Raw genomic sequence first — 26,578 nt, forward strand, 5'->3', positions numbered from 1 at the left:
CGATCCGTCACGAAGGGCGGTGGGGCGGGCCTTCGGATCACTCGGCGGGGGAGCCGAGGCGGTCGCCGATGGCCCGCAGTCCGTCCAGGTCGTGGACGTCCCCGGGCAGTGCGGGCACTTCGACGATCGGCACGTCCGGGTAGACCGACGCGAAGCGGTCCCGGGTGCGCCGCTCCCGGGCCATGACCTGCATCCGTTCGGCGTGCAGGCGGAGCAGTCCGGCGGCCAGGGTCTCGGCCTCGACGGTCGAGGTGGCGGTGCCGTTCTCCTCCAGCGCCTCGGCGGCGGCGAGGGCGCGTTCCGGGGTGAGTTGCGGGGCGCCGCTGGTGTGCACCCGGTTGAGCACCAGGCCGGCCAGCGGCATGGTGTCGGCGGCGAGCCGGTCGACGAAGTACGCGGCCTCGCGCAGCGCGTCGCGCTCGGGCGCGGCGACCACCAGGAACGCGGTGTCCTCGGCCTTCAGCAACTGGTAGGTGCGGTCGGCGCGTTCCCGGAAGCCGCCGAACATCGAGTCCATCGCGGAGACGAACGTCTGGACGTCGGTGAGCAGTTGGGCGCCGAAGATCTTGCCGAGGGTGCCGGTGATCAGCCCCATGCCGACGTTCAGGAACTTCATCGCGGAGCGCCCGCCGACCTTGGCGGGGGCGGCGAGCAGCCGGATCACCTTGCCGTCCAGGAAGGACCCGAGGCGGCTGGGGGCGTCCAGGAAGTCCAGCGCGGAGCGGGACGGCGGGGTGTCGACGACGATCAGGTCCCAGCGGTCCTCGGCGCGGAGCTGGCCCAGTTTCTCCATCGCCATGTACTCCTGGGTGCCCGCGAAACCGGCCGACAGCGACTGGTAGAAGGGGTTCTCCAGGATCGCCTTGGCCCGGCCGGGTTCGGCGTGGGCGAGCACGACCTCGTCGAAGGTCCGCTTCATGTCCAGCATCATCGCCTGGAGTTCGCCGTCGCCCCGGGTGCCCTTGACGATGCGCGGGGTGTTGTCGAGCTCGGTCAGGCCCATCGACTGGGCGAGCCGGCGGGCCGGGTCGATGGTCAGCACCACGACGCGGCGGCCGCGTTCGGCGGCGCGCAGGCCGATCGCCGCGGCGGTGGTGGTCTTGCCGACGCCGCCGGAGCCGCAGCAGACCACGATCCGGGTCGCCGGGTCGTCGATCAGGGTGTCGATGTCGAGCCCGGTCATGCCGCTCCCTGCCGCTTCAGTTCGCCCGCCAGCCGGTACAGGCCGGCCAGGTCCACGCCCCCGCCGAGCAGTGGCAACTCGTAGGTGGAGAGCCGGAGTTGTTGAAGTTCGGCGCGCTGGGTGCGTTCCAGTTCGACCCGTTCGGCGTGTTCCCTGGCCTGCTCCAGCAGCGGGTCGAGCAGCGGTTCCACGGCGGCCCGTACGGTCTCCGGCTTGCGCGAGCGCCCGCCGAGGCCGGCCTCGCCGAGGGCCAGCGCCACGTCCTCGCGGTGGTCGCCGTGGGCGGCCTCGACCGCGGCCGCGTCCAGTATCGGCGGGCGCACCATGTTCACCAGCACACCGCCGACCGGCAGCCCGGCCTCGCGCAGGTCGGCGATCCCGTCCACCGTCTCCTGCACCGGCATCTCCTCCAGCAGGGTCGTGAAGTGCACCGCCGTCTCCGGGGAGCGCAGCACCCGCATCACGGCCTGCGCCTGGGTGTGGATCGGGCCGAACCTGGCCAGGCCCGCCACCTCGGAGTTGACGTTCAGGAAGCGGGTGAGCCGGCCGGTCGGCGGGGCGTCCATCACCACCGCGTCGTACGCGCGCCGGCCGTCCGGGCCCTTGCGGCGGGCCGCCTCGCAGGCCTTGCCGGTGAGCAGCACGTCGCGGACGCCCGGGGCGACGGTGGTGGCGAAGTCCACGAAGCCGACCTTCTGCAGGGCCTTCCCGGCCCGGCCCAGCTTGTAGAACATCTCCAGGTATTCGAGCAGCGCCTGCTCGGTGTCGATGGCCAGCGCGTGCACCTCGCCGTGCCCCTTGCCGGGCAGGCCCAGCTGAGCCGGGGTCACGGTCGCCACCCGGCGTTCCTCGTACGGCAGCGCGGCGATCCGGAACAGCTCGGCGATGCCCTGTCGGCCCTCCACCTCGATCAGCAGGGTGCGGCGGCCGTCCGCGGCCAGCGCCAGCGCGAGCGCCGCGGCCAGCGTGGTCTTGCCGGTGCCGCCCTTGCCGCTGACCACGTGCAGCCTGACGCCGTCCCAGTCCGGCTCCCGCGGCGACGCCTGCCCGGTCGGCCCCGCCGTACCGCTGCTGCCCGCCACGCCCGCTCTCCGTCCGTCGCTGCCTGTCGCCTGTCGAAGGACCGCCGGGGCGGCCCCTCTGCCGGGGCGCGCCGTGGCGTCCCTCCCCGCGAGGGTAACGAGCGAGCGCTCCGGATGACGGGAGCATCCCGGCCGCTCCGACGATTGATGGCCCCTTTGTGTCCCACCTCACACCGGCCGGGGCGGCTAGAGTCACCCCCATGACCAAGTGGGAATACGTCACCGTGCCGCTGCTCGTGCACGCCACCAAGCAGATCCTCGACACCTGGGGCCAGGACGGCTGGGAGCTCGTCCAGGTCGTTCCCGGGCCGAACCCGGAGCAGCTGGTCGCGTACCTGAAGCGCGAGAAGGAGTAGTCATGAGTCAGGTAGAGCAGAAGCTCGCCGAGCTCGGGCTGACCCTGCCCGAGGTGGCGGCGCCGGTCGCCGCGTACGTCCCCGCACTGCGCACCGGCCACTACGTGATGACCTCCGGGCAGCTGCCGATGGTCGGCGGCAAGCTCCAGCTGACCGGCAAGGTCGGCGCCGAGGTCACCGCCGAGGAGGCCAAGGACCTGGCCCGGATCTGCGCGCTGAACGCGCTGGCCGCGATCAAGTCCGTGGTCGGCGACCTGGACAAGGTCGAGCAGGTCGTCAAGGTGGTCGGCTTCGTCGCCTCCGCCCCCGACTTCACCGGCCAGCCCGGCGTCGTCAACGGCACCAGCGAGCTGCTGGGCGAGGTCTTCGGCGACAAGGGCGTGCACGCCCGCAGCGCCGTCGGCGTCGCGGTGCTGCCGCTGGACGCGCCGGTCGAGGTCGAGCTGATGGTCCGCGTCCGCGACTGACCGCACACACCCCTGGGGCCCGTCACCGCACCGCGGTGGCGGGCCCTGTGCGATCGGGCCTGTCCGGCCCGCGCGACGACGGTTAACATCCGTGAACATGCCCGAGATGCCGCCGTCCTGGCCCGCCCGAATCCGCGCCCTGGCCACCGGAGAACTCGTCCCCGCCGCCCCCAGGGCCGCCGCCACCGTGGTGCTGCTGCGCGACTCCGCCACCGGCCCCGAGGCGTACCTGCTGCGCCGACGCACCACGATGGCCTTCGCCGGCGGCATGTACGCCTACCCCGGCGGCGGCGTCGACCCGCGCGACCGCGAGGTGCGCCCGCCGTGGGCCGGCCCGTCCACCGCGGAGTGGGCCGAGCGCCTGGGCGTGGACGAGCCGACCGCCTGCGCGGTGGTCTGCGCCGCCGTCCGGGAGACCTTCGAGGAGGCCGGCGTGCTGCTGGCCGGCCCCGACGACCGGACGCTCGTCGAACCCGGCGATCGGTCCGCCGAACGGGCCGCGCTGGAGTCGCACGAGCTGTCCCTCGCCGAGTTCCTGAGAAACCACCAGCTGGTGCTGCGCAGCGACCTGCTGGCCGCCTGGGCGCGCTGGGTCACCCCCGAGTTCGAGGAACGCCGCTTCGACACCTGGTTCTTCGTCGCCGCCCTGCCCGCCGGACAGGCCGCCGCGGACACCGTCGGCGAGGCCGACCGGGTCGCCTGGATGACGCCCGCCGACGCGGTCGCGGGCTTCCACGACGGCCGCTTCGGCATGATGCCGCCGACCGTCACGGTGCTCCGCGAACTGACCCCGGTGCGCACCGCCGCCGAAGCGCTGACCGCCGCCGCCGACCGCAAGGTGACCCCGGTCCTGGGCCGCGCCGAGCTCGCCGGCGACCGCATGACGGTCCGCTGGCCCGGGTATGACGAACTGACTGTCGACGGCGTCTTCCCGGCATGAGAACCTTCCCCCGGAAAGCACGGCATTCGCCGCGCCGACCAGTGCCTTTTCGCTGCGACAGCACCGACCGCGTACACCTCGGAAGGAGACCTCCGATGACTCACAACGATGTGGCTCGCCGGACCTCGGCCACGCCCGCCCGCACCGTCACCCCCCGCGCCGCCGCCTGCGACGGACCGGTGCCCGCGACCGCCCCCACCCGCCTGCTGGTCCGCGACCTCACCCGCAGCCTGGTGCGGCCGCTCCCGCTGCGCCGACTCAGTCGGGCCGAGGCGGACGCCGCGTGAGCGGTCTGCTTCCGGGCGACCCCGCCGACCACATCGGCGGGGCCGCCACCCCGCGCGCCCAGTGCGTGCTCGCCCCCAACCCGTCCCCGATGACGCTGGACGGCACCAACACCTGGCTGCTCTCCGAGCCCGGCTCCGACCTCGCCGTCGTCGTCGACCCCGGCCCGCTCGACGAGACCCACCTGCGACGCGTCGTCACCACCGCCGAACAGCAGGGCAAGCGCATCGCCCTCACCCTGCTCACCCACGGCCACGCCGACCACGCCGAAGGCGCCGCCCGCTTCGCCGAACTCACCGGCACCGCCGTCCGTGCCCTCGACCCGGCACTGCGCCTCGGCGACGAAGGCCTGCACGGCGGCCAGCGGCTGGAGATCGGCGGCCTCGACCTGCGGGTCGTCGCCACCCCCGGGCACACCTCGGACTCGCTGACCTTCCACCTGCCCGCCGACGGCGCGATCCTCACCGGCGACACCGTCCTCGGCCGCGGCACCACCATGGTCGCCCACCCCGACGGCCGCCTCGGCGACTACCTGGCCTCCCTGCGCCACCTGCACGCGATGGCCGCCGAACACGAGGTCCGCACCGTCCTGCCCGGCCACGGCCCGGTCCTCGCCGACGCGCTCGGCGCCGTCGACTACTACCTCGCCCACCGGGCCGGCCGCCTCGCCCAGGTCGAAACCGCCGTCGAAGCCGGCTGCCGCACCGCCGCCGAGGTCGTCGCCCGCGTCTACGCCGACGTCGACCGCGCGCTCTGGCCGGCGGCAGAACTGTCGGTCCGGGCCCAACTCGCGTACCTGAAGGACCACGGCCTCATCTGAGAACGGCAGCGGGCACGCAGACAGGGGCGCGTGGAGGTACCTCCACGCGCCCCTGTCGCAGTCCTCAGCGCGAACGGCGGGAAAGCCGCTCCACATCGAGCAGCACGACCGCCCGGGCCTCCAGCTTCAGCCATCCGCGCCCGGCGAAGTCCGCCAGCGCCTTGTTGACCGTCTCGCGGGAGGCGCCGACCAGCTGCGCCAGCTCCTCCTGGGTGAGGTCGTGGGCGACGTGGATGCCCTCCTCGGACTGCACGCCGAAGCGGCGCGACAGGTCGAGCAGCGCCTTGGCGACGCGTCCGGGCACGTCGGAGAAGACCAGGTCGGACATCACGTCGTTGGTGCGGCGCAGCCGGCGGGCGATCGCGCGCAGCAGGGCGATGGAGACCTCGGGCCGGGCGTGCAGCAGCGGCAGCAGGTCGCCGTGGCCGAGGCCGAGGAGCTTGACCTCGGTGAGGGCGGTGGCGGTGGCGGTGCGCGGGCCCGGGTCGAACAGTGAGAGTTCGCCGATCATCTCGGACGGGCCGAGCACGGCGAGCATGTTCTCACGGCCGTCCGGCGAGGCGCGGTGCAGCTTGACCTTGCCCTCGACCACGACGTAGAGCCGGTCGCCCGGGTCGCCCTCGTGGAACAGCGACTCGCCGCGGGCGAGCGTCACCTCGGTCATGGAAGCCCGGAGCTCGGCAGCCTGGTCGTCGTCGAGTGCCGCGAACAGCGCGGCGCGCCGCAGAACGTCGTCCACGAGCTTCCTCCTGCTGGTGTCATGGGCAGTGCTATTCACCACCAAGGATGACGCATGTCGCTCCGATCATATGAGGAGGGGGTGGGCCCGGGTGCGGCCTACGCGGCCATTCGCGCACTTCGAGTGACGACCGCGCCACCAGCCGCCCCGCGGCGTGTCCCCCGGCGAACGGCAGTCAGCGCCCGAGTGCCTGGAGCGCGAACGCCCGAGTTCCGGCGACGTGGTGACGGGCCAGCGCGGCGGCGGTCTCCGGGTCGCGGGCCTTGATGGCGTCCAGCAGCTGCTGGTGCTCGGTGCACATGGGGATGCCGGTCTCGGTGTCCGAGGTGAGGCGGAACAGCCGGCGCAGGCGGCCGTCGAGCGGGGCCATCATGTCGCGCAGCAGCGGGTTGCCGGAGAGTTCGACGATCTCGCGGTGGAAGTCGGCGTTCAGGCTGACGGTCTCGCGCAGCCGCCCGGCCTCGGCGGCCTTGCGAGTGCGGGCGAGCAGGCGTTCGAGGCCGCGGATGCCGGCGGCGGTGGCGCGCCGGGCGGCGAGGCTGGCGGCGAGCGCCTCCAGGGATTCGCGGATGGCGAAGAAGTGCTCGGCGTCCTCGGGCCCGAAGTCGGCGACGACGGCGCCGCGGCGGGCCTGTGAGGTGAGGAAGCCCTCGCGTTCCAGGCGCTGCAGGGCCTCCCGCAGGGGGATCCGGGAGACGCCCAGGCTCTCCGCGAGCTCGCGTTCCACCAGGCGCTGTCCGGTGGGGTACTCGCCCTCGATGATCCGCTCGCGCAACCGGAGGTAGACGAGCTCCGCCAGCGACTGGTGGGCGTCGCCGAGGGTGTCGGGCATCGGGGGCTCCAACGGAAGCGGGCGGACGGAGCGGTCTGAGGATCAGATCATTCCAGATCGCTTTCCGCCACCCCTTGTCTGGTATTCGGTATACCAGCTACCTTGGCCGCCCAGCGGGTCCGAACGGCGCCCCGAGCCGCGCCCGCACTCACCGAACTGCGCCGATCCGAGGAGCCCCGCCGTGCCGACCCTCCCGCCCCCGGGCCCGCGACTGCTGCTGGACGCCACCCTCCCGGACGGCGCCCGCGCCGACCTGGCGATCGACCGGGGCCGGATCGCGTCCATCACGCCCGTGCCGCCCGGCCGCGAGCGCCGCCCCGCAGGCCCCGACGGCCGCAACCTGGACGGGGCGCTGCTGCTGCCCGCGCTGGTCGACGGCCACGCCCACCTGGACAAGACCTTCCTCGGCGCGCCCTGGCAGCCGCACCGCGAGACCGCCGACCTGCGCGCCCAGATCGCCTCCGAGCGGCAGCTGCGCCGCGTGGTCGCCGACCGGCTCCCCGTGGTGGACCGGGCCGAGGCGCTGGCCCGCCGGATGGCGGCGCTCGGCACCGGCCACGTCCGCTCGCACGTGGACGTCGACCCGGGCGTCGGGCTCGACCACCTGTACGCGGTGCTGGAGGCCCGCGAGCGGGTGCGCGAGCTGATCGACGTGCAGCTGGTGGCGTTCCCGCAGAGCGGCGTGGTCGCCGAGCCCGAGGTGGCCCGGCTGCTGGACGCCGCCCTCCGGGAGGGTGCCGAACTGATCGGCGGGCTCGACCCGTTCGGCTTCGACCAGGACGTCGACGGCCAGCTGGACGTGGTCTTCGGCCTGGCCGAGCGGCACGGCGTCGGCGTCGACATCCACCTGCACGACGGGGGCGCGCCCGGCGCGGCGCAGCTGCGGGCGATCGCCGCGCGGACGGCCGCGCTGGGCCTGGCCGGCCGGGTCGCGGTCAGCCACGCGTACTGCCTCGGGCAGCTGGACGAACGCGAACTCGACGCCGTGGCAGCGGTGTTGGCGGACGCCGGGGTGGCCGTGATGACCAACGGCCCGGCCCGGTCGATGCCGCCCGTCAAGCGCCTGCACGAGCGCGGCGTCCTGGTGTTCGCCGGCTCGGACAACATCCGCGACGCGTGGTGGCCGTACGGCACCGGCGACATGCTGGAGCGGGCCACCGTCATCGGCCTGCAGGGCGACCTGATGACCGATCAGGACCTGCGGCTGGCCGCCGACCTGGCGACCGGGCACGCCGCCCGGGCACTCGGGCTGGCCGAGTACGGGATCGCCGTCGGGGGACGCGCGGACCTGGTCGCGGTGGCCGCCCACTCGGTGCCGGAGGCGGTCGCGGCGCACCCCGAACGGCTGCTGGTGCTGCACCGCGGCCACCTCGTGCTCGACCGGCTCGCCCCCTGACACGCCCGAACTCCCCCCGTACCACCCCGTGTTCGGAAGGACCCCCACACCATGACCACCGTCTCCACCCGCACCGAAAGACCGCCGACCGAGCCGTCCGGGCAACTCGCCAAGGGCCTGATCGGCACCACCGACCTGGTGTTCTTCGTGGTCGCCGCGGCCGCGCCGCTGACCGTGCTGGCCGGCATCGCGCCGTTCGCGATCGGTGTCGGCGGGGCGTCCGCGCCCGCCGCGTACCTGATCTCCGGGGCGCTGCTGGTGCTGTTCGCCGCCGGGTTCACCGCGATGAGCCGGTACGTGCGCAACGCGGGCGCGTTCTACGCGTACGTGGCGCGCGGGCTGGGGCGCACCCTCGGGGTGGTCACCGCCTATGTGGCGGTGGTCAGTTACAACCTGATCACCCCCGGCGTGGCGGCCGCGTTCGGCTACTTCGCGGCCGGGCACATCGAGCAGCGGACCGGCGCGCACGTGCCGTGGTGGCTGCTGTCCGGGGTGTGCGTGGCGGTGGTCGGCGTGCTCGGCTGGCTGAAGGTCACGCTGTCCGCGAAGGTGCTCGGGGTGGCGCTGGTGCTGGAAGTGCTGTCGCTGCTGCTGATGGAGGGCGGGGTGCTGGCCGAGCGGGGGACGGCCGCGCTCGACCCGGTGTCCTTCGACCCGTCGCTGCTCACCCAGGCCGGGGTGGCCGGCATGTTCGTGCTGGTGATAGGCGCGTTCACCGGCTTCGAGGCGACGGCGATCTACGCCGAGGAGGCCCGCGATCCGGCCCGCACCGTGCCGCGGGCGACGTTCATCGCGATCGGCTTCCTGGCGGTGTTCTACGCGCTGGGCACCTGGATCGTGATGGGCGCGTACGGCACCGACCAGGCCGTCGCGCAGGCCCGCGCGGACGGCGGGCCCGACCTGACGTTCCGGGCCGCCGAGCGGTTCGTCGGACTGTGGCTGTCCGACACCATGCACGTGCTGATCATCGTCTCGGCGTTCGCCTCCGCGCTGGCCTTCCACAACGCGGCCGCCCGCTACCTGTACGCGCTGGGCCGGGAGGGGCTGCTGCCGCGCAGCCTGGGCCGGGTGTCGGCGCGCACCGGGTCGCCCGGGCGGGCGGTGCTGGTGCAGTCGGTGTTCAACGTGCTGGTGGTGGGCCTGGGCGCGGTGCTCGCCGTCGACCCGTACCTGGTGGTGCTGCTCTGGTCGAACAGCGTCGGGGTGCTCGGCATCATGGCGATGCAGGGGCTGGCGGCGGTCGCGGTGTTCGCGTTCTTCCGCCGCGACCGGCGCGGGCTCTCCGCGTTCCGGGTGGTCTGGGCGCCGCTGCTGGCGGCCGCCGGGATGGCCGTGCTCACCGTGCTCGCGGTCTTCAACTTCGATCTGCTGAGCGGACGTTCGGGCCTGGTGAACTGGCTGCTGCTGGTGCCGATGCCGCTGGTCGGCGTGGCCGGCTGGCTGGTCGCCCGGCGGATCCGACGCACCGACCCGGAGCGGTTCGCCCGGCTCACCGAGGTCGATGTCGAACGCGACTGAGCGCAGCGCGAAGCGGCGGCACCGGCCCATGGCGGGTCGGTGCCGCCGTTTCGGCGTGCGTCAGTCCAGCAACGTGCCGTGCTCGGCGACCACCCGGCCGGCCTTCACCACCAGCTCGCGCTCCGGCAGGTCGACCACCACCTGCGGCGGGCACTCGCCGTCCACCAGCAGGAAGTCGGCGGGGGAGCCCGGCGTCAGGTCGGCCCTCGGCAGGCCGAGCAGGTCGGCGCCGCCGTGCGCGGCCAGCTCCAGGCAGTCGGTCAGCTCCCGGTCGGTGCGGGCGTCGGTGGTCCAGCCCAGCAGGTGCGCCCGGTGCAGCATGTCGGCGTTGCCGAACGGGCTCCAGGAGTCCCGCACCCCGTCCGAACCGAGGCCCACCCGCACACCGCGGGCCTGCAACGCGCGGAACGGCAGCACCTGGTGCGCGGACGGGGCGACCGTGGTCAGCGCGATCCCGGCGGACGCCAACAGCTCCGCCACGGCGTCGAGTTCACCGTCCGGCAGCTCCGGCAGGCAGAACACGTGGCTGACCGTCACCCGGCCCTGCAGGCCCGCCGCGACGGTCCGGGCGGCGAGGGCCCGGAGCGGGCCGAGGCCGGCCGCGCCGCGGTCGTGCAGGTGGACGTCCAGCAGCACCCCGTACCGCTCGGCCAGGCCGAACAGCAGGTCGAGCTGCTCGCGGCCGTCCGCGCTGCCGCCGTCGAACCCGGCCGGGTCGATGCCGCCGACCGCGTCCACCAGGTGCTCGCGGGCCGCCTCGGTGAGCAGCTCGGCCGCGCCCGGCGTGCGCACCACCCCGTGCTGCGGGAACGCCACCGACTGCACGTCGAGCTTCCCGGCCAGCCGCTCGGCGGCCTCCCGCAGGCCCTCCACCCCGGCCAGGCCGTACGCGGGCGCGACGTCGACGTGCGCGCGGACGGCGCGGGTGCCGCGGGTCACCGCGTGGGCCAGCAGGCGGTGGGCGCGCTCGCCGATCGGGCTGCGCCGGTGCCGGAACAGCTCGACGTCCCCCGCCACGTACTCCGGCAGGCCCCCGGCCGGGCGGCGGCTGTACCAGGGCTCGCCCCAGCTGGTCTTGTCCGGGTGGATGTGCGCGTCCACCAGCGTCGGCAGCGCGATCCTGCCGCCGCCCTCCACCACCACCGGGTGGGCGTGCTCCGGCAGTTCGGCCACCAGGACGCCGTCCACGGCGGCCAGATCGGTGACAGGCCCGCCGAACGGGCGGACCTGGCGGAACAGTGCGGCGTGCATGGTGTCGCTCCCGGGGAGGTGCTGAGGGCCTTTCCGGAACCAACCAAGCCGCTTCGGCTTTGACAGTCAACTCACTTGCAGAATAGGCGAGTTGTAGGTCAGGGCTGCCCGGCGACGGTCAGCACGGGGCAGGGGGAGTGGCCGCGGCAGTGCCGTACGGCGTGGTCGCCGTGCGGGTGCCAGTGGCGGTGGCCGGACGCGCCGAGCACCAGCAGGTCGTCCGGGCCGGCGACGGCGGCGACCAGGGCCGGTCCGGGCGGTCCGGCGGTCACGGTCGGGCGGATCACCAGCTCGCTCGGCCAGCCGCCGACGGCGGAGCGCAGCGCGCTGTCCAACAGCCGGCAGGCGGTGCGGTCGGACGGCTGCCCGGCGAACAGCGGGACCAGCACCGCCCCGCGCACCGCCGCCTCCAGCACGGCCCGGCGCAGCGCGGCCAGGCTCGCGGTCGAGCCGTCGACGCCGACCACCACCCGGGACTCCGCAGTGCGATCCATGGCGCACCTCCTTCTCTCCCTCCAGTCAACGCCCGTGCGGAGCAGCCGGGCGTCAGGGCGGCGTTGGGAAACCGGCCCTGGGCGTCAGGGAGCCGTCAAGGACGGCCGACAGCGGGGCGGGACACGATCTGCTGGGTGCTGCGGGCCCCGTCGGGCCTGCGGGTTTCCGGACGGAGGGCGTGTGATGGAGCAGCGGCCGCGCATCGTGGTCGGGGTCAGCGGGTCGCTCGGCAGCCTGGCGGCCGTGCACCGGGCGGTGGCCGAGGCCCGGCGGCTGGGCGGCGAGGTGCTCGCCCTGCACGCCTGGGAGCCGCCGAGCGGCGAGTTCGGACACCGCCGCTCGCCGTGCCCGCCGCTGATGTCCGCGGTGCGCGAGCTGGCCGTGACGACACTGGCCGAGGCGATGGCGGAGGCGTTCGGCGGCGCCGACCCGGGCGTCCCGCTGACCGCCCGCACCGTCCGGGGCCGGACCGCCCCGACCCTGCTGGCTGCCGCCGACCGTCCCGGCGACCTGCTGGTCCTCGGCCCGTCCGGCTCCTGGCTGCACCGCGGCATGCGCGGCTCGGTGCCCCGGGCCTGCCTGCGCCGCGCGACCTGCCCGGTGCTGGTCGTGCCGCGCCCCGAACTCGCCCACACCCTCGACGAGTTGAGCGGACGCCTGTTCGCCGCCCGGGCCCTGGACGCGGAGCTGCGCGGACTGGTGGCGGTGTCCGGCGATGCGTGAGCGGCTGCCGGTCGCGATGTCCGGCGCGGCGGCGCTGCTGCTGGGCGCGGCGATCGCGCTGGCCCTCGCCCCGCTCGGCGAACTGCGCGCCGGCGGCTTCGCGCTCACCGCCTTCGCCGCCGGCTGCGCCGCCCTCGGCACCCGCTCGCGGCCGGCCGCCGCACCGCTCGTCGGCCTGGCGCTCTGGCTGTTCCACAACGGCTTCGCCGAGCACCGCTACGCCCAACTCGGCTGGTCCGGCCCGGCCGCCGAGGCCCGCCACCTCGCCCTTTTCACCGCAGCCGCACTCCTCGCCGCCCTCCCCTGGGAGAAGGCCCGCCGGGAACGGCACTGAAAACGGCGGCGCCGGGCCGTGGGGGCCCGGACGCCGCACCCCGAACGGTCCGGACGGTGCATGGGGGCACCGTCCGGACCGTCTGCCTGCCGGTTCCGCTCCGGACGTTCCACAATGGACGGTATGACTGCGCACGAGGACGGCCTGCCCGCGCTGGTGCGGCTGCTGGCCGGTGGCGGGGTGGCGGTGCTGAGCGGGGCCGGGCTGTCCACCGAGTCCGGCATTCCCGACTACCGGGGGCCGGACGGGATCCGGCGGCACCGGGCGCCGATGACGTACCAGGAGTTCCTGGCGGGGGAGCCGGCCCGCCGCCGCTACTGGGCGCGCAGCCACGCCGGGCGCGCCGTGATCGCCGGGGCCCGGCCGAACGTCGGCCATCTCGCGGTGGCCCGGCTGCGCGCCGCCGGACCGCTCTCCGCCGTCATCACGCAGAACGTCGACGGCCTGCACCGCGCCGCGGGCACCGCCGACGCCGTCGAACTGCACGGCGGCCTCGACCGGGTGATCTGCCTCGGCTGCGCCGCCGTCAGCCCCCGCGCCGAACTCGACGAACGCCTCGCCGTCCTCAACCCGGCCTTCCGGGACGCCGGTTCGCGGCTCAACCCGGACGGCGACGTCGAACTGCCCGAGGACCTGGTGGCGTCGTTCGTGGTCGCCGACTGCACCCGCTGCGGCGGCGTCCTCAAGCCCGACGTGGTGTTCTTCGGCGAGAGCGTCCCCAAGGACCGCGTCGAGCTCTGCTACCGCCTGGTCGACGAGGCCCGCGCCCTGCTGGTCCTCGGCTCCTCGCTGACCGTCATGTCCGGCCTGCGCTTCGTCCGCCACACCGCCAAGTCCGGCAAGCCGGTGGCCATCGTCAACCGCGGCACCACCCGCGCCGACGCCCTCGCCGCCCTCCGCCTCGACCGCCCCCTCGGCGAGACGCTGACCGCCCTGGCCGCGCACCTCGGCGCATAGCCCCCGGCCGGGCCCGGCTCACGCCTCCGGTGGCGCGGTGAGCCGGCAGATCGCGACGAGCTCCGGGCGGCCGGGAAGGCTCGCGTCAAGGAGGCGTAAAGGTCGGGGAACCACCCGTATGGAGGGCGTCAGGGACCGTCGAGGCGGGCCGTTGCGCTGGTTGGCTCAGGGAGCCGGCGAGATACGCAGGCCGTTGTCCCGAGCCACCTTGGTGGATGCCATGTCGGATCTGATCTATGTCGGCGTCACGGTTGCCGTGTTCGCCGTCATCGCCCTGATCGCGCGGGGGGTGGAGAAGCTGTGACCACGGAGAACATCGTCGGTCTCATCGTCGCCGCCGCGCTGGTCGGCTACCTCGTTCTCGCGCTGATCCACCCGGAGAAGTTCTGACATGAGTGCCACTCTTGCCGGCTGGCTCCAGGCTGTTGCCCTGGTCGGAGCGCTGGCCCTGTGCTACCGGCCGCTGGGTGATTACATCGCGCGGCTGCTCACCACCGCGAAACATCTGAGAGCCGAGAAGGCCCTGTACCGACTGGTCGGCGTCGATGGCGACGCCGATCAGCGTTGGCCGGTGTACTTGCGGTCGGTGCTGGCGTTCTCCGCGCTGTCGGTGCTGTTCCTGTACGGGCTGATCCGGCTGCAGACGCACCTGCTGCTGAGCCTGGGCGTGCCCGAGATGGAGGCGCACCAGGCCTGGAACACCGCGATCTCGTTCACCGCCAACACCAACTGGCAGTCGTACAGCGGCGAGTCCGCGATGGGCCACCTGGTGCAGATGGCGGGCCTGGCGGTGCAGAACTTCGTCTCCGCGGCCGTCGGCATCGCCGTGGTGGCGGCGCTGATCCGCGGGTTCACCCGCAACCGCACCGACCGGGTCGGCAACTTCTGGGTGGACCTGACCCGGATCTCGCTGCGCCTGCTGCTGCCGATCGCGATCGTGTTCGCGCTGGTGCTGGCCGCCAACGGCGTGGTGCAGAACTTCCACGGCTTCCACGAGGTGACCACGCTGACCGGCGGTCAGCAGGCGGTCCCGGGCGGGCCGGTGGCCTCGCAGGAGGTCATCAAGCTGCTCGGCACCAACGGCGGCGGCTTCTACAACGCCAACTCGGCGCACCCGTTCGAGAACCCGACCGGCTTCACCAACCTGGTGGAGATCTTCCTGATACTGGTCATCGCGTTCTCGCTGCCGCGCACCTTCGGCCGGATGGTCGGCGACCACCGCCAGGGCTACGCGATCGTCGCGGTGATGGGCCTGTTCTGGGTGGCCTCGGCCGTGCTGATCACCTTCTTCGAGCACCAGCACGGCGGCACCGCCCTGCAGGCCGCCGGCGCGGCGATGGAGGGCAAGGAGCAGAGGCTCGGCATCGCCGGGTCCAGCCTGTTCGCGGCGTCCACCACGCTCACCTCGACGGGCGCGGTGAACTCCTTCCACGACTCGTACACGCCGTTCGGCGGCGGTCTGACGATCTTCAACATGATGCTCGGCGAGATCGCGCCCGGCGGTACCGGATCGGGCCTGTACGGGATGCTGATCCTGGCGATCGTCGCGGTGTTCGTGGCCGGTCTGATGGTCGGCCGCACCCCCGAGTACCTGGGCAAGAAGCTCGGCGGCCGGGAGATGAAGTTCGCCTCGCTGTACATCCTCACCACGCCGACGATCGTGCTGATCGGCGCGGGCACCGCGATCGCCCTGCCCGGCGAGCGCGCCGGGATGCTCAACTCCGGTGCGCACGGCTTCTCCGAGGTGCTGTACGCGTTCACCTCCGCCGCGAACAACAACGGCTCGGCGTTCGGCGGCATCACCGTGAACACCGCCTGGTACGACACGGCGCTGGGCCTGGCGATGGTGTTCGGCCGGTTCCTGCCGATGGTGTTCGTGCTGGCGCTGGCCGGCTCGCTGGCCCGGCAGCAGCCGGTCCCGGCGAGCGCGGGCACGCTGCCCACGCACAAGCCGCTGTTCGTCGGACTGCTCTCCGGTGTGGTGCTGATCGTCGTCGGCCTCACCTACTTCCCGGCCCTGGCCCTCGGGCCGATCGCAGAAGGTCTCCACTGATGTCCACCACCCTTGAACCGGCGGCCCCCGAACAGGCGCTGCACAGAGTCTCCGCGGGCCTGCTCGACCCGAAGCTGCTGCTCGCCGCGCTGCCCGACGCGGTGAAGAAGCTCGACCCCCGGGTGATGGTGAAGAACCCGGTGATGTTCGTGGTCGAGGTCGGCTCGGTGGTCACCACCGTCGCCGCGATCGCCGACCCGTCGGTGTTCGCCTGGGCGATCACCGCCTGGCTCTGGCTGACCACGGTGTTCGCCAACCTGGCCGAGGCGGTCGCCGAGGGCCGCGGCAAGGCGCAGGCCGACACGCTGCGCCGCACCAAGTCCGACACCACGGCCCGGCGGCTGGTCGACTGGCCCGCCCGGAAGGACGAGGAGGAGGTGCCGGGCACCGCGCTGCGCCTCGGCGACCACGTGGTGGTCGAGGCCGGGCAGGTCGTCCCCGGTGACGGCGACGTGGTCGAGGGCATCGCCAGCGTCGACGAGTCGGCGATCACCGGCGAGTCCGCGCCGGTGATCCGCGAGTCCGGCGGCGACCGCTCGGCGGTGACGGGCGGCACCAAGGTGCTGTCGGACCGGATCGTGGTGAAGATCAGCTCGGAGCCCGGCAAGACCTTCATCGACCGCATGATCGCCCTGGTGGAGGGCGCGGCCCGGCAGAAGACGCCGAACGAGATCGCGCTGAACATCCTGCTGGCCTCGCTGACCATCGTCTTCCTGATCGCGGTCGTCACCCTCCAGCCGATGGCGACCTACGCGGGCGCCCCGCAGCCCACCGTGGTGCTGGTGGCGCTGATCGTGGCGCTGATCCCGACCACCATCGGCGCGCTGCTGTCGGCGATCGGCATCGCCGGCATGGACCGGCTGGTGCAGCGCAACGTGCTGGCGATGTCCGGCCGCGCCGTGGAGGCCGCCGGCGACGTCAACACGCTGCTGCTCGACAAGACCGGCACCATCACGCTCGGCAACCGGCAGGCCGCCGAGTTCCAGCCCGCCGCGGGCGTGGGCGTCGAGGAGCTGGCGGACGCCGCGCAGCTGTCCTCGCTGGCCGACGAGACCCCCGAGGGGCGCTCGATCGTGGTGCTCGCCAAGACCGCGTACGGCCTGCGGGCCCGCGCCCAGGGCGAGTTGGCGCACGCCGAGTGGGTGCCGTTCACCGCGCAGACCCGCATGTCGGGGGTGGACGTGGACGGGCGTGAGGTCCGCAAGGGCGCGGCCGCCTCGGTCTCCAACTGGGTGACCGCGCACGGCGGTTCGGTCGGCTCCGAGGTGGCGCAGCTGGTCGACGGGATCTCCGCCGCGGGCGGCACCCCGCTGGTGGTCGCCGACCGCGAGGGCGGAGGCCCGCCCCGGGTGCTCGGCGTCATCCACCTCAAGGACGTGGTGAAGGAGGGCATGCGGGAGCGGTTCGCGGAGCTCCGCCGGATGGGTATCAAGACCGTGATGATCACCGGCGACAACCCGCTGACCGCGCGGGCGATCGCCGAGGAGGCGGGCGTCGACGACTTCCTCGCCGAGGCCACGCCCGAGGACAAGATGGCCCTGATCCGGAAGGAGCAGGAGGGCGGCAAGCTGGTCGCGATGACCGGCGACGGCACCAACGACGCCCCCGCGCTCGCCCAGGCCGACGTCGGTGTGGCGATGAACACCGGCACCATGGCGGCCAAGGAGGCCGGCAACATGGTGGACCTGGACTCCAACCCGACCAAGCTGATCGAGATCGTCGAGATCGGCAAGCAACTGCTCATCACCCGCGGCGCGTTGACGACCTTCTCGATCGCCAACGACGTGGCCAAGTACTTCGCGATCATCCCCGCGATGTTCGCCGGCGTGTACCCGGGCCTGAGCCACCTGAACATCATGGGCCTGCACAGCCCGACCTCCGCGATCACCTCGGCGATCGTCTTCAACGCCCTGGTCATCGTCGGCCTCATCCCGCTGGCCCTGCGCGGCGTCAAGTACCGTCCCTCCGATGCCAGTTCGCTGCTGTCGAGGAACATCGGGGTGTACGGCCTGGGCGGCCTGGTGGTGCCGTTCGTCGGCATCAAGCTGATCGACCTGGTCGTGCAGTTCATCCCCGGCCTGAACTGACAAGAGAGGAGAACGAGACATGCCCACCTTCCTGCGCACCCACCTCACCGCGCTGCGGATGCTGCTGGTGATGACCGTGATCCTCGGCATCGCCTACCCGCTGCTGATCACCGGCATCAGTCAACTCGCCTTCCCCGCCAAGGCCAACGGCTCGGTGGTGAAGGCCGACGGCAAGGAGATCGGCTCCAGCCTGCTCGGCCAGAGCTTCGACCTGCCCAAGCAGAACCCCGACGACCCGGACGAGCAGGCGCAGCCCGACCCGAAGTGGTTCCAGCCACGCCCGTCCGCCGGCGGCTACGACCCGAAGTCGTCCGGCGCCTCCAACCTCGGCCCGAACAGCGACGAGCTGCTGAAGGCCGTCGAGGAGCGCCGCGCCGCCGTCGCCGCGTTCGACGGCGTCGACCCGGCGAGCGTCCCGCCGGACGCGCTGACCGCCTCCGGCTCCGGACTCGACCCGCAGATCTCCGTCGCGTACGCCGAGCAGCAGGTGAAGCGGGTCGCCGAGGCCCGCGGCGTGCCCGCCGAGCGGCTGGAGCAGCTGGTCGCCCAGTACACCGACGGCCGCAGCCTCGGCTTCCTCGGGCAGCCCGGCGTCAACGTCGTCCTGCTCAACCGTGCGGTCGCCGACCTGAAGTGACGACGCGTCCCTTACCGAAGCAGGCCGACCCGGGCGCTCCCCCGCCCGGGTCGGCCGGCCGCGTCCCCGAGCCCCTTCCGCCCACCACCGCGAGACGAGCCGCCATGCCAGCCGACCTCGGAGCCCAGCCCACCGGCCGCCGGCGGGGCCGGCTACGGGTCTACCTCGGCGCGGCCCCCGGCGTCGGCAAGACCTACCGGATGCTCGACGAGGCGCACCGCCGCCGGGAACGCGGCACCGACGTGGTGGTCGGCCTGCTGGAGACCCACGACCGCCCGCGCACCGCCCGCCTGCTCGACGGCCTGGAGCAACTCCCGCGCACCGTACGGCGCTACCGCGACACCGAGTTCGCCGAACTCGACCTGGACGCGCTGCTGGGCCGCCGCCCCGAACTCGCCCTGGTCGACGAGCTCGCCCACACCAACATCCCCGGCGGGCGGCACGCCAAGCGCTGGCAGGACGTCGAGGAACTCCTCGCCGCCGGCATCGACGTGGTCACCACCGTCAACATCCAGCACCTGGAGTCGCTCAACGACGTCGTGCAGAAGATCACCGGCGTGCCGCAGCGCGAGACCGTCCCCGACGAGGTGGTGCGCCGCGCAGACCAGATCGAACTGGTCGACATGGCCCCGCAGGCGCTGCGCCGCCGCCTCGCCCACGGCAACGTCTACCAGGCCGAGAAGGTCGACGCCGCGCTCGCCAACTACTTCCGGGTCGGCAACCTCACCGCGCTGCGCGAACTCGCCCTGCTCTGGCTGGCCGGCCGGGTCGACGAAGGGCTGCGCGACTACCGGGCCGTGCACAACATCGACCGGGTCTGGGAGACCCGCGAACGCGTCGTCGTCGCCCTCACCGGCGGACCGGAGGGCCCCACCCTGATCCGCCGCGCCGCCCGGATCTGCGACCGCACCGCCGGCGGCGAACTGATCGCCGTGCACGTCACCCGCAGCGACGGCCTGGCCGGCGCCTCGCCCGGCCGGCTCGCCGAACAGCGCAGCCTGGTCGAATCCCTCGGCGGCAGCTACCACGTGGTGGTGGGCGACGACATCCCCGAGGCGCTGCTGACCTTCGCCCGGGCCCGGGACGCCACCCAACTCGTCCTCGGCACCAGCCGGCGCGGCCGCACCAACCGCTTCCTCACCGGCCCCGGCATCGGCGAGACCACCGTCGACCGGTCCGAGGACATCGACGTCCACATGGTCACCCACGCCTTCACCGGCCGCGGTCGCCTCCCCTCGCTGGGCCGCCGGCACTCCCGCCGCCGCACCCTCGCCGGGTACGCCGCCGGACTCGCCGTCCCCTGGCTGCTGACCGCTCTGCTCTCCCAGGCGCACACCGCGCTGAACCTCACCACCGACGCGCTGATCTTTCAACTCGGTGTCGTCGCCGTCGCGTTGCTCGGCGGAGCGGTCTCCGCGCTGCTCGCCTCCGTGGTCGCCTCGCTGCTGTTGAACTACTACTTCATCCCGCCGGTGCACACCTTCACCATCGGCGAGGCCAACAACTTCATCGCGCTCGCCGTGTTCGCCGCCGTCGCGCTGTGCGTGTCCACCGTCGTCGACCACTCCGCCCGGCAGACCGCCCGGGCCGCCCGCGCCACCGCCGAGGCCGAGACCCTCTCCACCCTGGCCGGCTCGGTGCTGCGCGGCGCCGATGCCGTCCCCGCCCTGCTGGAACGCACCCGCACCTCCTTCGGCCTGGACACCGTCGCCCTGCTCGACCCCGCCACCGGCGAGGTGCTCGCCCGCACCGACACCCCGGCCGCCGCCGACGACCACCCCGAGACCACCGAACTCCCGGTCGGCGCCGACGCGTTGCTGGTGCTCACCGGCCGCCGGCTGCCCGACACCGACCACCGGGTGCTGGCCGCGTTCGCCGCCCACCTCGCCGCCGCCCTCGAACGCGACCGGCTCGCCACCGTCGCCGCCGAGGTCGAACCGATCCGCGCCGCCGACCGGATGCGCACCGCCCTGCTCGCCGCCGTCAGCCACGACCTGCGCACCCCGCTCGCCACCGCCCTCGCCTCCGTCGGCTCGCTGCGCAGCCCCGAGGTCGAGTTCTCCGCCGCGGACCGCGCCGAACTGCTCGCCCTCGCCGACGAGTCCCTGGTCGAACTCACCCGCCTGGTCGACAACCTGCTCGACCTCAGCCGCCTCCAGGCCGGCGCCCTCACCCTGCACCTGCAACCCACCCACCTGGACGAGATCCTGCCGCGCGCCCTCGACTCGCTGCCCGACCCCGACGTGCCCGTCCGGCCGCTCGACCTCGACACCGTCCCGCCGGTCCTCGCCGACCCGCCGCTGCTCGAACGCGTCCTCGCCAACGTCGTCACCAACGCACTGCGGCACAACGCGCCCGGGGCACCCGTCCTGGTCACCGCCTCCGCCCACGCCCACCGGGTGGAGATCCGCATCGTCGACCGCGGGCCCGGCATCCCGCCCGAGGACCGCGACCGGGTCTTCCTGCCGTTCCAACGCCTCGGCGACACCGACAACACCACCGGGCTCGGCCTCGGCCTCGCCCTCTCCCGCGGCCTCGCCGAAGCCATGGGCGGCAGCCTCGACGTCGAGGACACCCCCGGCGGCGGCACCACCATGCTGCTCACCCTGCCCGCCGCCACCGAAGCACCCCACGAGGAAACCCGATGACCCGCGTCCTCGCCGTCGACGACGAACCCCGCCTGCTGCGCACCCTGCGCCTCAACCTGCTCGCCCGCCAGTACGCCGCCCTCACCGCCGACACCGCCCGGCGGGCCCTCGAACTGGCCGAGCGGACCCCGCCCGACGCCGTCCTGCTCGACCTCGGCCTGCCCGACCAGGACGGCATGGACGTGCTCCGCGCCCTGCGCCGCCACAGCGCCGCGCCGGTCATCGTGCTGTCCGGCCGCACCGACCCCGCCGACCGCATCCACGCCCTCGACGGCGGCGCCGACGACTACCTCACCAAGCCCTTCGTCATGGACGAGCTCTTCGCCCGCCTGCGCGCCGTCCTGCGCCGCCCCGCGCCCGCCGCCGCTCCGCCGCTCGCCCGGGTCGGCGACCACACCCTGGACCCGGCCGCCGCCCGCGCCACCGGACCGGACGGCCCGGTCCGGCTCACCCCCACCGAGTGGCGGCTGCTCGGCGTGCTGCTCGCCGCCCCCGGCCGGCTGGTCGGCCGCCAACAGCTCCTCACCGCCGTCTGGGGCCCCGGCCACGAACACCACAGCAACTACCTGCGGGTCCACTTCGCGGCCCTGCGCCGCAAGCTCGAACGCGACCCGCACCGCCCCCGGCACCTGATCACCGAACCCGGCCTCGGCTACCGCTACCTGCCCTGACGCGCCGCCAGGCGGCGGCCCGCGCCCGCCACCACACTGCCCGCGACCGTCCCCAGCAGCGCGCCCGCCACCACGTCCCCCGGGTAGTGCACCCCCGTGTGCACCCGCGAATAGCCCACCGACGCCGCGAGCAGCCCCAACGGCGCTGCCGCCCACGGAAGTTGGGAGGCCACTCCGGTGGCGAACGCGAACGCCGACGCGGTGTGCCCGGACGGGAACGACGCCGACTCCGGCATCGGCACGTGCCGCGCCTGCGGCACCTTCCCCGCCACCCGGTCCGGCCGGGTCCGCCGCGCCAGCGACTTGCCCGCCAGGTTCGCCGCCGCCGACGCCACCGCCACCGACCCCAGCCCCACCAGCGCCGCCCGGCGCGACGCCCCCGGCACCAGCGCCAGGCCGCACGCCACCGCCACCGACAGCTTCGAGTTGTCCGCTGCCGTCGACAGCCGCCGCAGACCCTCGTCCAGCGCCGGCGTCGGCGTCGCCGCGACCGCCGCGTACACCGCCAGATCCACCGCCGACAGGTCCGCCACCACCCGGCGCCCGGCCGGCGCCCACCGATCCAACACCTTCACCGCGCACCGCCGTTCGCCTCGACGCGGCCCGCCGCCAGCCGCGACAGCCGCCGCCACGACAGCGGCGGCGCCGGCCGCACCGCACCCGGCCGGCGCCGTGGCACCCGCACCCGCAGCGCCCCCGGGCGGATCACGCACCGCACCGGGACGTCCAGCTCCAACGCCTCGCCGTCCACCGCCACCGGAATCCTCGCCGCCTCCGCCGTCACCAGCACCTCACGCCCCATCAGCGTCCGCACCGCCTCCGCATTCGTACCCCGCAACGCCAGCTCCGCCGCCTGCGCCGCGCCGTCCACCTTCACCCCCAGCACCCCCAACCGGCCCAGATCCAGCCGCGAACGCCGCCCCGGATCCAACAGGTCCCCGGCGTCGTACGGGTTGTTGCTGACCAGCACCGCCTGCGGCCGCTCCAGCACCTCCCCGCCCACCTCGGCCCGCAGCTCCGCGCCCGCGTACCCCACCAGCAGGTCCGGCAGCATCGCCAGCGCCGTCGACGCCTTCGCGTCCCGGTAGTCCGGATTCCGCACCACCTCCGCGTACGTGCCGAACGACACGTTGTTCACGAACGCCCGGCCCGCCACCTCGCCCAGGTCCACCCGCAGCTCCACGCCGTCCGTCAACGCGTCCAGGCCGCTCGCCGGATCGTCCCGGTCCAGGCCCAGATCCAGCGCGAAGTGGTTGCGGGTGCCCGCCGCCACCACCAGGAACGGCAGCCCGTGCCGGGCCGCGACCTGCGCCACCAGCGCCTGCGTGCCGTCCCCGCCGGCCACCCCCAGCAGATCCGCGCCGTCGGCCACCGCCCGCTCCGCCAGCAGCGCCACGTCCTGCGCCGGCCCGGCCGAGGGGTCGAGCAGCACCACCTCGGCCCCCAACTCCCGCGCCCGGTCGGCCAGCCGGAACTCCCGCACCTTCCCGCCGCCGGACTCCGGATTCATGATCAGCACCGGCCTGCGCGGCCCCGGCGCCTCCCGCTCCCGCACCTCGCGCGGCCCCCGGGCCGACCGCAGCGCCGACCGCCCCAGCGACAGGCCCGCCGACCACAGCGCCACCGCGCCCAGCACCCACGGCCACGTCCCCGCCCCGACGACCAGCGCCACCGCACCCGCCGGCGCCGCCACCGCCAGCAGCGCCCCGAGCCAGCGCACCGGCCCGCGCCGCGACAGCGCCCACCACACCCCCGCCGCGATCAGCGCCAACGCCGCCACCCCGACCGCCACCACCAGCGCCCCGCGCAGCCCCGCCCCCGCCGCCAGCACCCCGACCGCCGCCGCCCCGCACCCGATCGCGGCCCGCGCCAGCCACTTCGCCCGCACCACCTCAGCCATCCTCCGACCGTAACGCCCCGTCAACCGTCGCGCCCGGCACGACAATCGGGCTGTGGCAGAATCCGCCGGGTGACCATCCGGGTACTGCTCGCCGACGACCAGGAGATGGTGCGCCGCGGACTGCGCCGCATCCTCGAAACCCAACCGGACCTCCAGGTGGTCGGTGAGGCCGCCGACGGCGTCGCCACCGTCGAGGCCGCCCGCGCGCTGCGGCCCGACGTCGCCCTGGTGGACGTCCGGATGCCCCGGATGGACGGCCTCGAAGTCGTCCGGCAGCTCTGCGGGCCCACCGCCGACCCACAGGTCAAGGTGGTCGTGGTGACCACCTTCGACCTCGACGAGTACGTGTACCCGGCGCTGCGCGGCGGCGCCTCCGGCTTCCTGCTCAAGCGCTCCGGACCGGCCCTGCTGATCGAGGCCGTCCGCGCCGCGGCGGCCGGCGACAGCCTGATCAGCCCGTCCGTCACCGTCCGTCTGCTCCAGCACGTCACCGGCCGCCGCCCCGAGACCGCGCCGCTCGCCGAACCGCTCACCACCCGCGAACAGGAGATCACCCGCGAGGTCGCCGCCGGACGCACCAACGCCGACATCGCCGCCGCCCTGTTCATCTCGGCCGGCACCGTGAAGACCCACGTCGCGCACATCCAGCGCAAACTCGGCGTCCGCAACCGGGTCGGCGTCGCCATGCGCGCCTTCGAGCTCGGCTACCTCACCGACCTGCCCGCATGACCGGCGCCCGCCCCGCCCTGACCGCCGTCGCGGCCGCACTGCTGTTCCTGCCCGCCGCGTTCGCCCACGGCTCGGCCTGGCTGCCCGCCGCCACCGCCGCCCTGATCCTCGCCCTCACCGCGCTCCGCCTGCCGTCCGTCCTCGCACCCGTCGCCGCCGCGCTGCTCTCGCTCGCCGTCGACGCCGGCTACTTCGGCGACCACGGCCTCGAACTGGTCTGGATGCCCGCCGAGTTCGCCACCCTGCTGGTCCTGGTGGTGCGTACGGTCCGACGGCTGCCGGCCCGCCCGGCCTGGGCCGCCGGCGCGCTCACCGCCGCCGCCGCGCTGGCCCTGCCGCTGCGCTTCGCGCTGCGCCAACCCGTGCCGCTGGACGCCTCCGTGGCCGGGCTGGCGCTCGCCGTCGTCCCCGTCGCCGCCGCCCTCGGCGCCGCCCTCTACCTGCGCGGCCAGGACGACCGCCGGGTCCGCGCCGTCCGCGACGCCCGCCGCGAACAGCGCCTCGCCGTCGCCCGCGACCTGCACGACTACGTCGCCCACGAGCTCACCGGCATCCTGCTGGAGGTGCAGGCGGCCCAGGTCAGCGGCTACGACGAGGCCGAGAACGCCCGGCTGCTGGCCCGCCTGGAGGCCGCCGGGCAGCGCGCCCTCACCTCCATGGACCACACCCTGGACACCCTGCGCGCCCCCGACGACGCCGCCCCGCGCCGCCACACCCTCACCGAACTCCCCGCCCTGCTCGACCACTTCCCCGACCGGCCGGCCCTGCACGGCCCCGCCGAACTGCCCGCCCTGCCGCCCGCCGTCGAGGACGCCGCCTACCGGGTCGCACTGGAGGCCCTCACCAACATCCGCCGCCACGCGCCCGCCGCCGACCTGATCACCGTCGCCCTCGCCCACCACCCCTGCGCAGGCCTCACCGTCACCGTCACCGACGCCGGCCCCGCCCACCCCCACGCCCGATCCGGCGGCGGCACCGGCCTCGCCGCGCTGCGCAGCCGGATCGCCGACCTCGGCGGCGAACTCACCGCCGGCCCGCACGGCACCGGCTGGCAGGTCGCGGCGACCCTCCCCACCGGGGCCTGAACACGCCGACGGCGCGCGGCCCTCCCGGCCGCGCGCCGTCAACTCAACTGTCCAAAAAGGGAGTTCTACTCCTCGATCGGGGTGCCGTCGGCCGCGATCCGGGCGAAGCCGAGGTACTTGTGCAGCGCCTTCGGCAGCAGCACCGAACCGTCGGCCTGCTGGTGCTGCTCCAGCACCGCCGCGATGGTGCGGCCCAGCGGCAGACCCGAACCGTTCACCGTCGCCGCGGGCGTCGGCTTCCCGTTCTCGTCCCGGGTGCGGATGCCCGCCCGGCGGCCCTGGAAGGTGCCGAAGTCCGACACCGAGGAGATCTCCCGGTAGGTGTCCTGGCTGGGCAGCCACACCTCCAGGTCGTACGTCAGCTGCGACGAGAACCCGGTGTCACCGGCCGCCAACGTGACCACGCGGTACGAGAGTTCGAGCTCCTGGAGGCACGCCTCGGCGTGCGACACCATCAGCAGCGCCTGCTCGCCCGACTCGCCGGGGGCACAGATCCGCACCATCTCCACCTTCGAGAACTGGTGCAGCCGGATCAGCCCCCGGGTGTCCCGCCCGTACGAGCCGGCCTCCGAACGGAAGCACGGCGTGTGCGCGGTCAGCGCCAACGGCAGCTCGGCCGGCGGCACGATCTCGTCCGCGTACAGGTTGGTCAGCGGCACCTCGGCGGTCGGGATCAGGAACAGGTCCCGGTCGGCGACCCCCGTCCGGAACAGGTCCTCCTCGAACTTCGGCAGCTGCCCGGTGCCGGTCATGGAGCGCCGGTTCACCAGGTACGGCACCGCGTGCTCGACGTAGCCGTGCCGGCGGGTGTGCAGGTCCAGCAGCAGCGCGACGATCGCCCGCTCCAGCGCCGCGCCGGTGCCGCGCAGCACGCTGAACCGCGAACCCGAGAGCTTGGTGGCCCGGGCGAAGTCCATGATGCCCATGGTCTCGCCCAGGTCGACGTGGTCCTTCGGCGCGAAGTCGAACGACTGCGGCTCGCCGACCCGGCGCACCTCACGGGCGTCCGCGTCCGAGAAACCGTCCGGCGACCCGTCCAGCGGCAGGTTCGGGATCGTCAGCAGCAGCTCGGTCAACTCCTGCTGGACGGCTTCGAGTTCGGCCTCGTTCCGCTGGATCTGCTCCTTCAGCGAACGGGCGCTCTCCTTCAGCTCCGAGACGTCCCCGCCCTGCTTCGCCGTCCGCTGCACCTCCTGCGCGACCTGCTTCGACCGCGCCCGCAGCTCGTCGCCGCTCTGGATGCCCGCGTTGCGCCGGGACTGCAGGCCCTCCAGCGCGGACAGGTCGAGCCGGTAGCCGCGACGTGCGAGCCGCCGGACGGCTTCGTCCCCCAGGTCGATCAGGGCGCGGGCATCATGCATCGGAGTCTGCTCCTCGGGACAGCCAGGTG

At 74.0% G+C, this 26,578-nt stretch carries 28 protein-coding genes; 19 read left to right on the forward strand and 9 right to left on the reverse strand.

Going from position 1 to position 26,578, the window contains the following annotated elements; genetic code table 11:
* Positions 1-37 precede the first annotated feature (37 nt).
* Positions 38-1,183, reverse strand: a complete 1,146-nt coding sequence (locus AMK19_RS01610) for an ArsA family ATPase (protein WP_073807411.1) — start codon at positions 1,181-1,183, stop codon at positions 38-40.
* Entirely contained in the window at positions 1,180-2,190 is a 1,011-nt protein-coding gene (locus AMK19_RS01615) for an ArsA-related P-loop ATPase (RefSeq protein WP_073808305.1), read from the reverse strand. The genes AMK19_RS01610 and AMK19_RS01615 overlap by 4 nt, the downstream gene beginning before the upstream one ends.
* A gap of 275 nt (positions 2,191-2,465) precedes the next feature.
* Here AMK19_RS01615 and AMK19_RS36385 point away from each other — a divergent pair, with 275 nt between their 5' ends.
* The 5 genes from AMK19_RS36385 to AMK19_RS01635 all read left to right on the forward strand — a co-directional run bounded on the left by AMK19_RS36385 (position 2,466) and on the right by AMK19_RS01635 (position 5,133).
* Entirely contained in the window at positions 2,466-2,621 is a 156-nt protein-coding gene (locus AMK19_RS36385) for a DUF4177 domain-containing protein (protein WP_014136749.1), read from the forward strand.
* A gap of 2 nt (positions 2,622-2,623) precedes the next feature.
* Positions 2,624-3,088, forward strand: a complete 465-nt coding sequence (locus AMK19_RS01620) for a RidA family protein (RefSeq protein ID WP_073807413.1) — start codon at positions 2,624-2,626, stop codon at positions 3,086-3,088.
* A 97-nt stretch (positions 3,089-3,185) separates the two neighbouring features.
* On the forward strand, positions 3,186-4,028 hold the full coding sequence (locus tag AMK19_RS01625) for an NUDIX hydrolase (RefSeq protein WP_073808307.1): 843 nt from the start codon (positions 3,186-3,188) through the stop codon (positions 4,026-4,028).
* A gap of 95 nt (positions 4,029-4,123) precedes the next feature.
* Entirely contained in the window at positions 4,124-4,315 is a 192-nt protein-coding gene (locus AMK19_RS01630) for a hypothetical protein (protein ID WP_073807414.1), read from the forward strand.
* Entirely contained in the window at positions 4,312-5,133 is an 822-nt protein-coding gene (locus AMK19_RS01635) for an MBL fold metallo-hydrolase (RefSeq protein WP_073807416.1), read from the forward strand. Before AMK19_RS01630 ends, AMK19_RS01635 begins: the two co-directional genes overlap by 4 nt.
* 64 nt (positions 5,134-5,197) lie before the next feature.
* Here AMK19_RS01635 and AMK19_RS01640 read toward each other — a convergent pair whose 3' ends face one another.
* Together AMK19_RS01640 and AMK19_RS01645 are read right to left on the reverse strand one after the other, a co-directional pair.
* The gene (locus AMK19_RS01640) at positions 5,198-5,872 is read right to left on the reverse strand and encodes a Crp/Fnr family transcriptional regulator (protein WP_073807417.1); all 675 of its coding nucleotides are present in this window, start codon (positions 5,870-5,872) and stop codon (positions 5,198-5,200) included.
* A gap of 175 nt (positions 5,873-6,047) precedes the next feature.
* Positions 6,048-6,704 carry a GntR family transcriptional regulator gene (locus AMK19_RS01645; protein WP_073807418.1) on the reverse strand — a complete coding sequence of 219 codons (657 nt, stop codon included), beginning with the start codon at positions 6,702-6,704 and terminating at the stop codon, positions 6,048-6,050.
* Between the two features lie 181 nt (positions 6,705-6,885).
* On the opposite strand from AMK19_RS01645, the gene AMK19_RS01650 reads away from it, so the two are divergent.
* Together AMK19_RS01650 and AMK19_RS01655 are read left to right on the forward strand one after the other, a co-directional pair.
* Positions 6,886-8,100 (forward strand): amidohydrolase, encoded by a 1,215-nt coding sequence (locus AMK19_RS01650; protein WP_073807419.1) that lies wholly within the window; start codon positions 6,886-6,888, stop codon positions 8,098-8,100.
* A gap of 51 nt (positions 8,101-8,151) precedes the next feature.
* On the forward strand, positions 8,152-9,618 hold the full coding sequence (locus tag AMK19_RS01655) for an APC family permease (RefSeq protein ID WP_073807421.1): 1,467 nt from the start codon (positions 8,152-8,154) through the stop codon (positions 9,616-9,618).
* A 60-nt stretch (positions 9,619-9,678) separates the two neighbouring features.
* Here the strand turns inward: AMK19_RS01655 and AMK19_RS01660 are convergent, their stop codons facing one another.
* Both AMK19_RS01660 and AMK19_RS01665 read right to left on the reverse strand, forming a co-directional pair.
* The gene (locus AMK19_RS01660; protein ID WP_073807422.1) at positions 9,679-10,869 is read right to left on the reverse strand and encodes an amidohydrolase; all 1,191 of its coding nucleotides are present in this window, start codon (positions 10,867-10,869) and stop codon (positions 9,679-9,681) included.
* A gap of 98 nt (positions 10,870-10,967) precedes the next feature.
* A complete protein-coding gene (locus tag AMK19_RS01665; protein WP_073807424.1) occupies positions 10,968-11,363 on the reverse strand; it encodes a universal stress protein in 396 nt (131 codons plus the stop codon).
* Between the two features lie 184 nt (positions 11,364-11,547).
* On the opposite strand from AMK19_RS01665, the gene AMK19_RS01670 reads away from it, so the two are divergent.
* From AMK19_RS01670 to AMK19_RS01710, 10 genes are all read left to right on the forward strand, one after another.
* On the forward strand, positions 11,548-12,087 hold the full coding sequence (locus tag AMK19_RS01670; RefSeq protein WP_073807426.1) for a universal stress protein: 540 nt from the start codon (positions 11,548-11,550) through the stop codon (positions 12,085-12,087).
* Positions 12,080-12,421: a hypothetical protein gene (locus AMK19_RS01675; RefSeq protein WP_073807428.1), complete on the forward strand. Its 342-nt coding sequence runs from the start codon at positions 12,080-12,082 to the stop codon at positions 12,419-12,421. Before AMK19_RS01670 ends, AMK19_RS01675 begins: the two co-directional genes overlap by 8 nt.
* Positions 12,422-12,535: 114 nt before the next feature.
* Positions 12,536-13,378: an NAD-dependent protein deacetylase gene (locus AMK19_RS01680; RefSeq protein ID WP_073807430.1), complete on the forward strand. Its 843-nt coding sequence runs from the start codon at positions 12,536-12,538 to the stop codon at positions 13,376-13,378.
* 118 nt (positions 13,379-13,496) lie between these two features.
* Positions 13,497-13,682, forward strand: a complete 186-nt coding sequence (locus AMK19_RS34900; RefSeq protein ID WP_143200007.1) for a hypothetical protein — start codon at positions 13,497-13,499, stop codon at positions 13,680-13,682.
* Positions 13,679-13,768: a K(+)-transporting ATPase subunit F gene (gene kdpF / locus AMK19_RS34905; protein WP_100588158.1), complete on the forward strand. Its 90-nt coding sequence runs from the start codon at positions 13,679-13,681 to the stop codon at positions 13,766-13,768. Before AMK19_RS34900 ends, kdpF begins: the two co-directional genes overlap by 4 nt.
* Position 13,769: 1 nt before the next feature.
* On the forward strand, positions 13,770-15,431 hold the full coding sequence (gene kdpA / locus AMK19_RS01690) for a potassium-transporting ATPase subunit KdpA (RefSeq protein WP_073807434.1): 1,662 nt from the start codon (positions 13,770-13,772) through the stop codon (positions 15,429-15,431).
* The gene (gene kdpB, locus AMK19_RS01695) at positions 15,431-17,518 is read left to right on the forward strand and encodes a potassium-transporting ATPase subunit KdpB (protein WP_073807436.1); all 2,088 of its coding nucleotides are present in this window, start codon (positions 15,431-15,433) and stop codon (positions 17,516-17,518) included. Before kdpA ends, kdpB begins: the two co-directional genes overlap by 1 nt.
* Positions 17,519-17,537: 19 nt before the next feature.
* Entirely contained in the window at positions 17,538-18,155 is a 618-nt protein-coding gene (gene kdpC, locus AMK19_RS01700; RefSeq protein ID WP_073807438.1) for a K(+)-transporting ATPase subunit C, read from the forward strand.
* Positions 18,156-18,259: 104 nt separating this feature from the next.
* On the forward strand, positions 18,260-20,803 hold the full coding sequence (locus tag AMK19_RS01705; protein WP_073807440.1) for an ATP-binding protein: 2,544 nt from the start codon (positions 18,260-18,262) through the stop codon (positions 20,801-20,803).
* Positions 20,800-21,474, forward strand: coding sequence for a response regulator (locus AMK19_RS01710; protein ID WP_073807442.1), 675 nt, complete (start codon positions 20,800-20,802; stop codon positions 21,472-21,474). The genes AMK19_RS01705 and AMK19_RS01710 overlap by 4 nt, the downstream gene beginning before the upstream one ends.
* Here the strand turns inward: AMK19_RS01710 and AMK19_RS01715 are convergent.
* Both AMK19_RS01715 and AMK19_RS01720 read right to left on the reverse strand, forming a co-directional pair.
* Positions 21,462-22,049, reverse strand: coding sequence for a phosphatase PAP2 family protein (locus AMK19_RS01715; RefSeq protein ID WP_073807444.1), 588 nt, complete (start codon positions 22,047-22,049; stop codon positions 21,462-21,464). The two genes, AMK19_RS01710 and AMK19_RS01715, sit on opposite strands and share 13 nt — an antisense overlap.
* Entirely contained in the window at positions 22,046-23,374 is a 1,329-nt protein-coding gene (locus AMK19_RS01720; protein ID WP_143200008.1) for a diacylglycerol/lipid kinase family protein, read from the reverse strand. Before AMK19_RS01720 ends, AMK19_RS01715 begins: the two co-directional genes overlap by 4 nt.
* A 69-nt stretch (positions 23,375-23,443) precedes the next feature.
* On the opposite strand from AMK19_RS01720, the gene AMK19_RS01725 reads away from it, so the two are divergent.
* The gene (locus tag AMK19_RS01725; protein ID WP_073807448.1) at positions 23,444-24,103 is read left to right on the forward strand and encodes a response regulator; all 660 of its coding nucleotides are present in this window, start codon (positions 23,444-23,446) and stop codon (positions 24,101-24,103) included.
* Complete coding sequence (locus AMK19_RS01730) at positions 24,100-25,188, forward strand: sensor histidine kinase (protein ID WP_073807450.1); 1,089 nt, start codon at positions 24,100-24,102, stop codon at positions 25,186-25,188. The genes AMK19_RS01725 and AMK19_RS01730 overlap by 4 nt, the downstream gene beginning before the upstream one ends.
* A 65-nt stretch (positions 25,189-25,253) precedes the next feature.
* Here AMK19_RS01730 and serS read toward each other — a convergent pair whose 3' ends face one another.
* Complete coding sequence (serS, locus tag AMK19_RS01735; protein WP_073807452.1) at positions 25,254-26,549, reverse strand: serine--tRNA ligase; 1,296 nt, start codon at positions 26,547-26,549, stop codon at positions 25,254-25,256.
* Between the last annotated feature and the right edge of the window lie 29 nt (positions 26,550-26,578).

The organism is Kitasatospora sp. CB01950, from assembly GCF_001905465.1.
GTDB lineage: Bacteria > Actinomycetota > Actinomycetes > Streptomycetales > Streptomycetaceae > Kitasatospora.

Coding starts and splice junctions, on each gene's coding strand:
- AMK19_RS01610 (WP_073807411.1), bottom strand. CDS start 1,183: ATGACCGGGCTCGACATCGACACCCTGATCGACGACCCGGCGACCCGG.
- AMK19_RS01705 (WP_073807440.1), top strand. CDS start 18,260: ATGCCAGCCGACCTCGGAGCCCAGCCCACCGGCCGCCGGCGGGGCCGG.
- AMK19_RS01670 (WP_073807426.1), top strand. CDS start 11,548: ATGGAGCAGCGGCCGCGCATCGTGGTCGGGGTCAGCGGGTCGCTCGGC.
- AMK19_RS01730 (WP_073807450.1), top strand. CDS start 24,100: ATGACCGGCGCCCGCCCCGCCCTGACCGCCGTCGCGGCCGCACTGCTG.
- kdpC (WP_073807438.1), top strand. CDS start 17,538: ATGCCCACCTTCCTGCGCACCCACCTCACCGCGCTGCGGATGCTGCTG.
- AMK19_RS01710 (WP_073807442.1), top strand. CDS start 20,800: ATGACCCGCGTCCTCGCCGTCGACGACGAACCCCGCCTGCTGCGCACC.
- AMK19_RS01665 (WP_073807424.1), bottom strand. CDS start 11,363: ATGGATCGCACTGCGGAGTCCCGGGTGGTGGTCGGCGTCGACGGCTCG.
- AMK19_RS01655 (WP_073807421.1), top strand. CDS start 8,152: ATGACCACCGTCTCCACCCGCACCGAAAGACCGCCGACCGAGCCGTCC.
- AMK19_RS01675 (WP_073807428.1), top strand. CDS start 12,080: ATGCGTGAGCGGCTGCCGGTCGCGATGTCCGGCGCGGCGGCGCTGCTG.
- kdpA (WP_073807434.1), top strand. CDS start 13,770: ATGAGTGCCACTCTTGCCGGCTGGCTCCAGGCTGTTGCCCTGGTCGGA.
- AMK19_RS01680 (WP_073807430.1), top strand. CDS start 12,536: ATGGACGGTATGACTGCGCACGAGGACGGCCTGCCCGCGCTGGTGCGG.
- AMK19_RS36385 (WP_014136749.1), top strand. CDS start 2,466: ATGACCAAGTGGGAATACGTCACCGTGCCGCTGCTCGTGCACGCCACC.
- AMK19_RS01620 (WP_073807413.1), top strand. CDS start 2,624: ATGAGTCAGGTAGAGCAGAAGCTCGCCGAGCTCGGGCTGACCCTGCCC.
- serS (WP_073807452.1), bottom strand. CDS start 26,549: ATGCATGATGCCCGCGCCCTGATCGACCTGGGGGACGAAGCCGTCCGG.
- AMK19_RS34900 (WP_143200007.1), top strand. CDS start 13,497: ATGGAGGGCGTCAGGGACCGTCGAGGCGGGCCGTTGCGCTGGTTGGCT.
- AMK19_RS01660 (WP_073807422.1), bottom strand. CDS start 10,869: ATGCACGCCGCACTGTTCCGCCAGGTCCGCCCGTTCGGCGGGCCTGTC.
- AMK19_RS01625 (WP_073808307.1), top strand. CDS start 3,186: ATGCCCGAGATGCCGCCGTCCTGGCCCGCCCGAATCCGCGCCCTGGCC.
- AMK19_RS01645 (WP_073807418.1), bottom strand. CDS start 6,704: ATGCCCGACACCCTCGGCGACGCCCACCAGTCGCTGGCGGAGCTCGTC.
- kdpB (WP_073807436.1), top strand. CDS start 15,431: ATGTCCACCACCCTTGAACCGGCGGCCCCCGAACAGGCGCTGCACAGA.
- AMK19_RS01630 (WP_073807414.1), top strand. CDS start 4,124: ATGACTCACAACGATGTGGCTCGCCGGACCTCGGCCACGCCCGCCCGC.
- AMK19_RS01720 (WP_143200008.1), bottom strand. CDS start 23,374: ATGGCTGAGGTGGTGCGGGCGAAGTGGCTGGCGCGGGCCGCGATCGGG.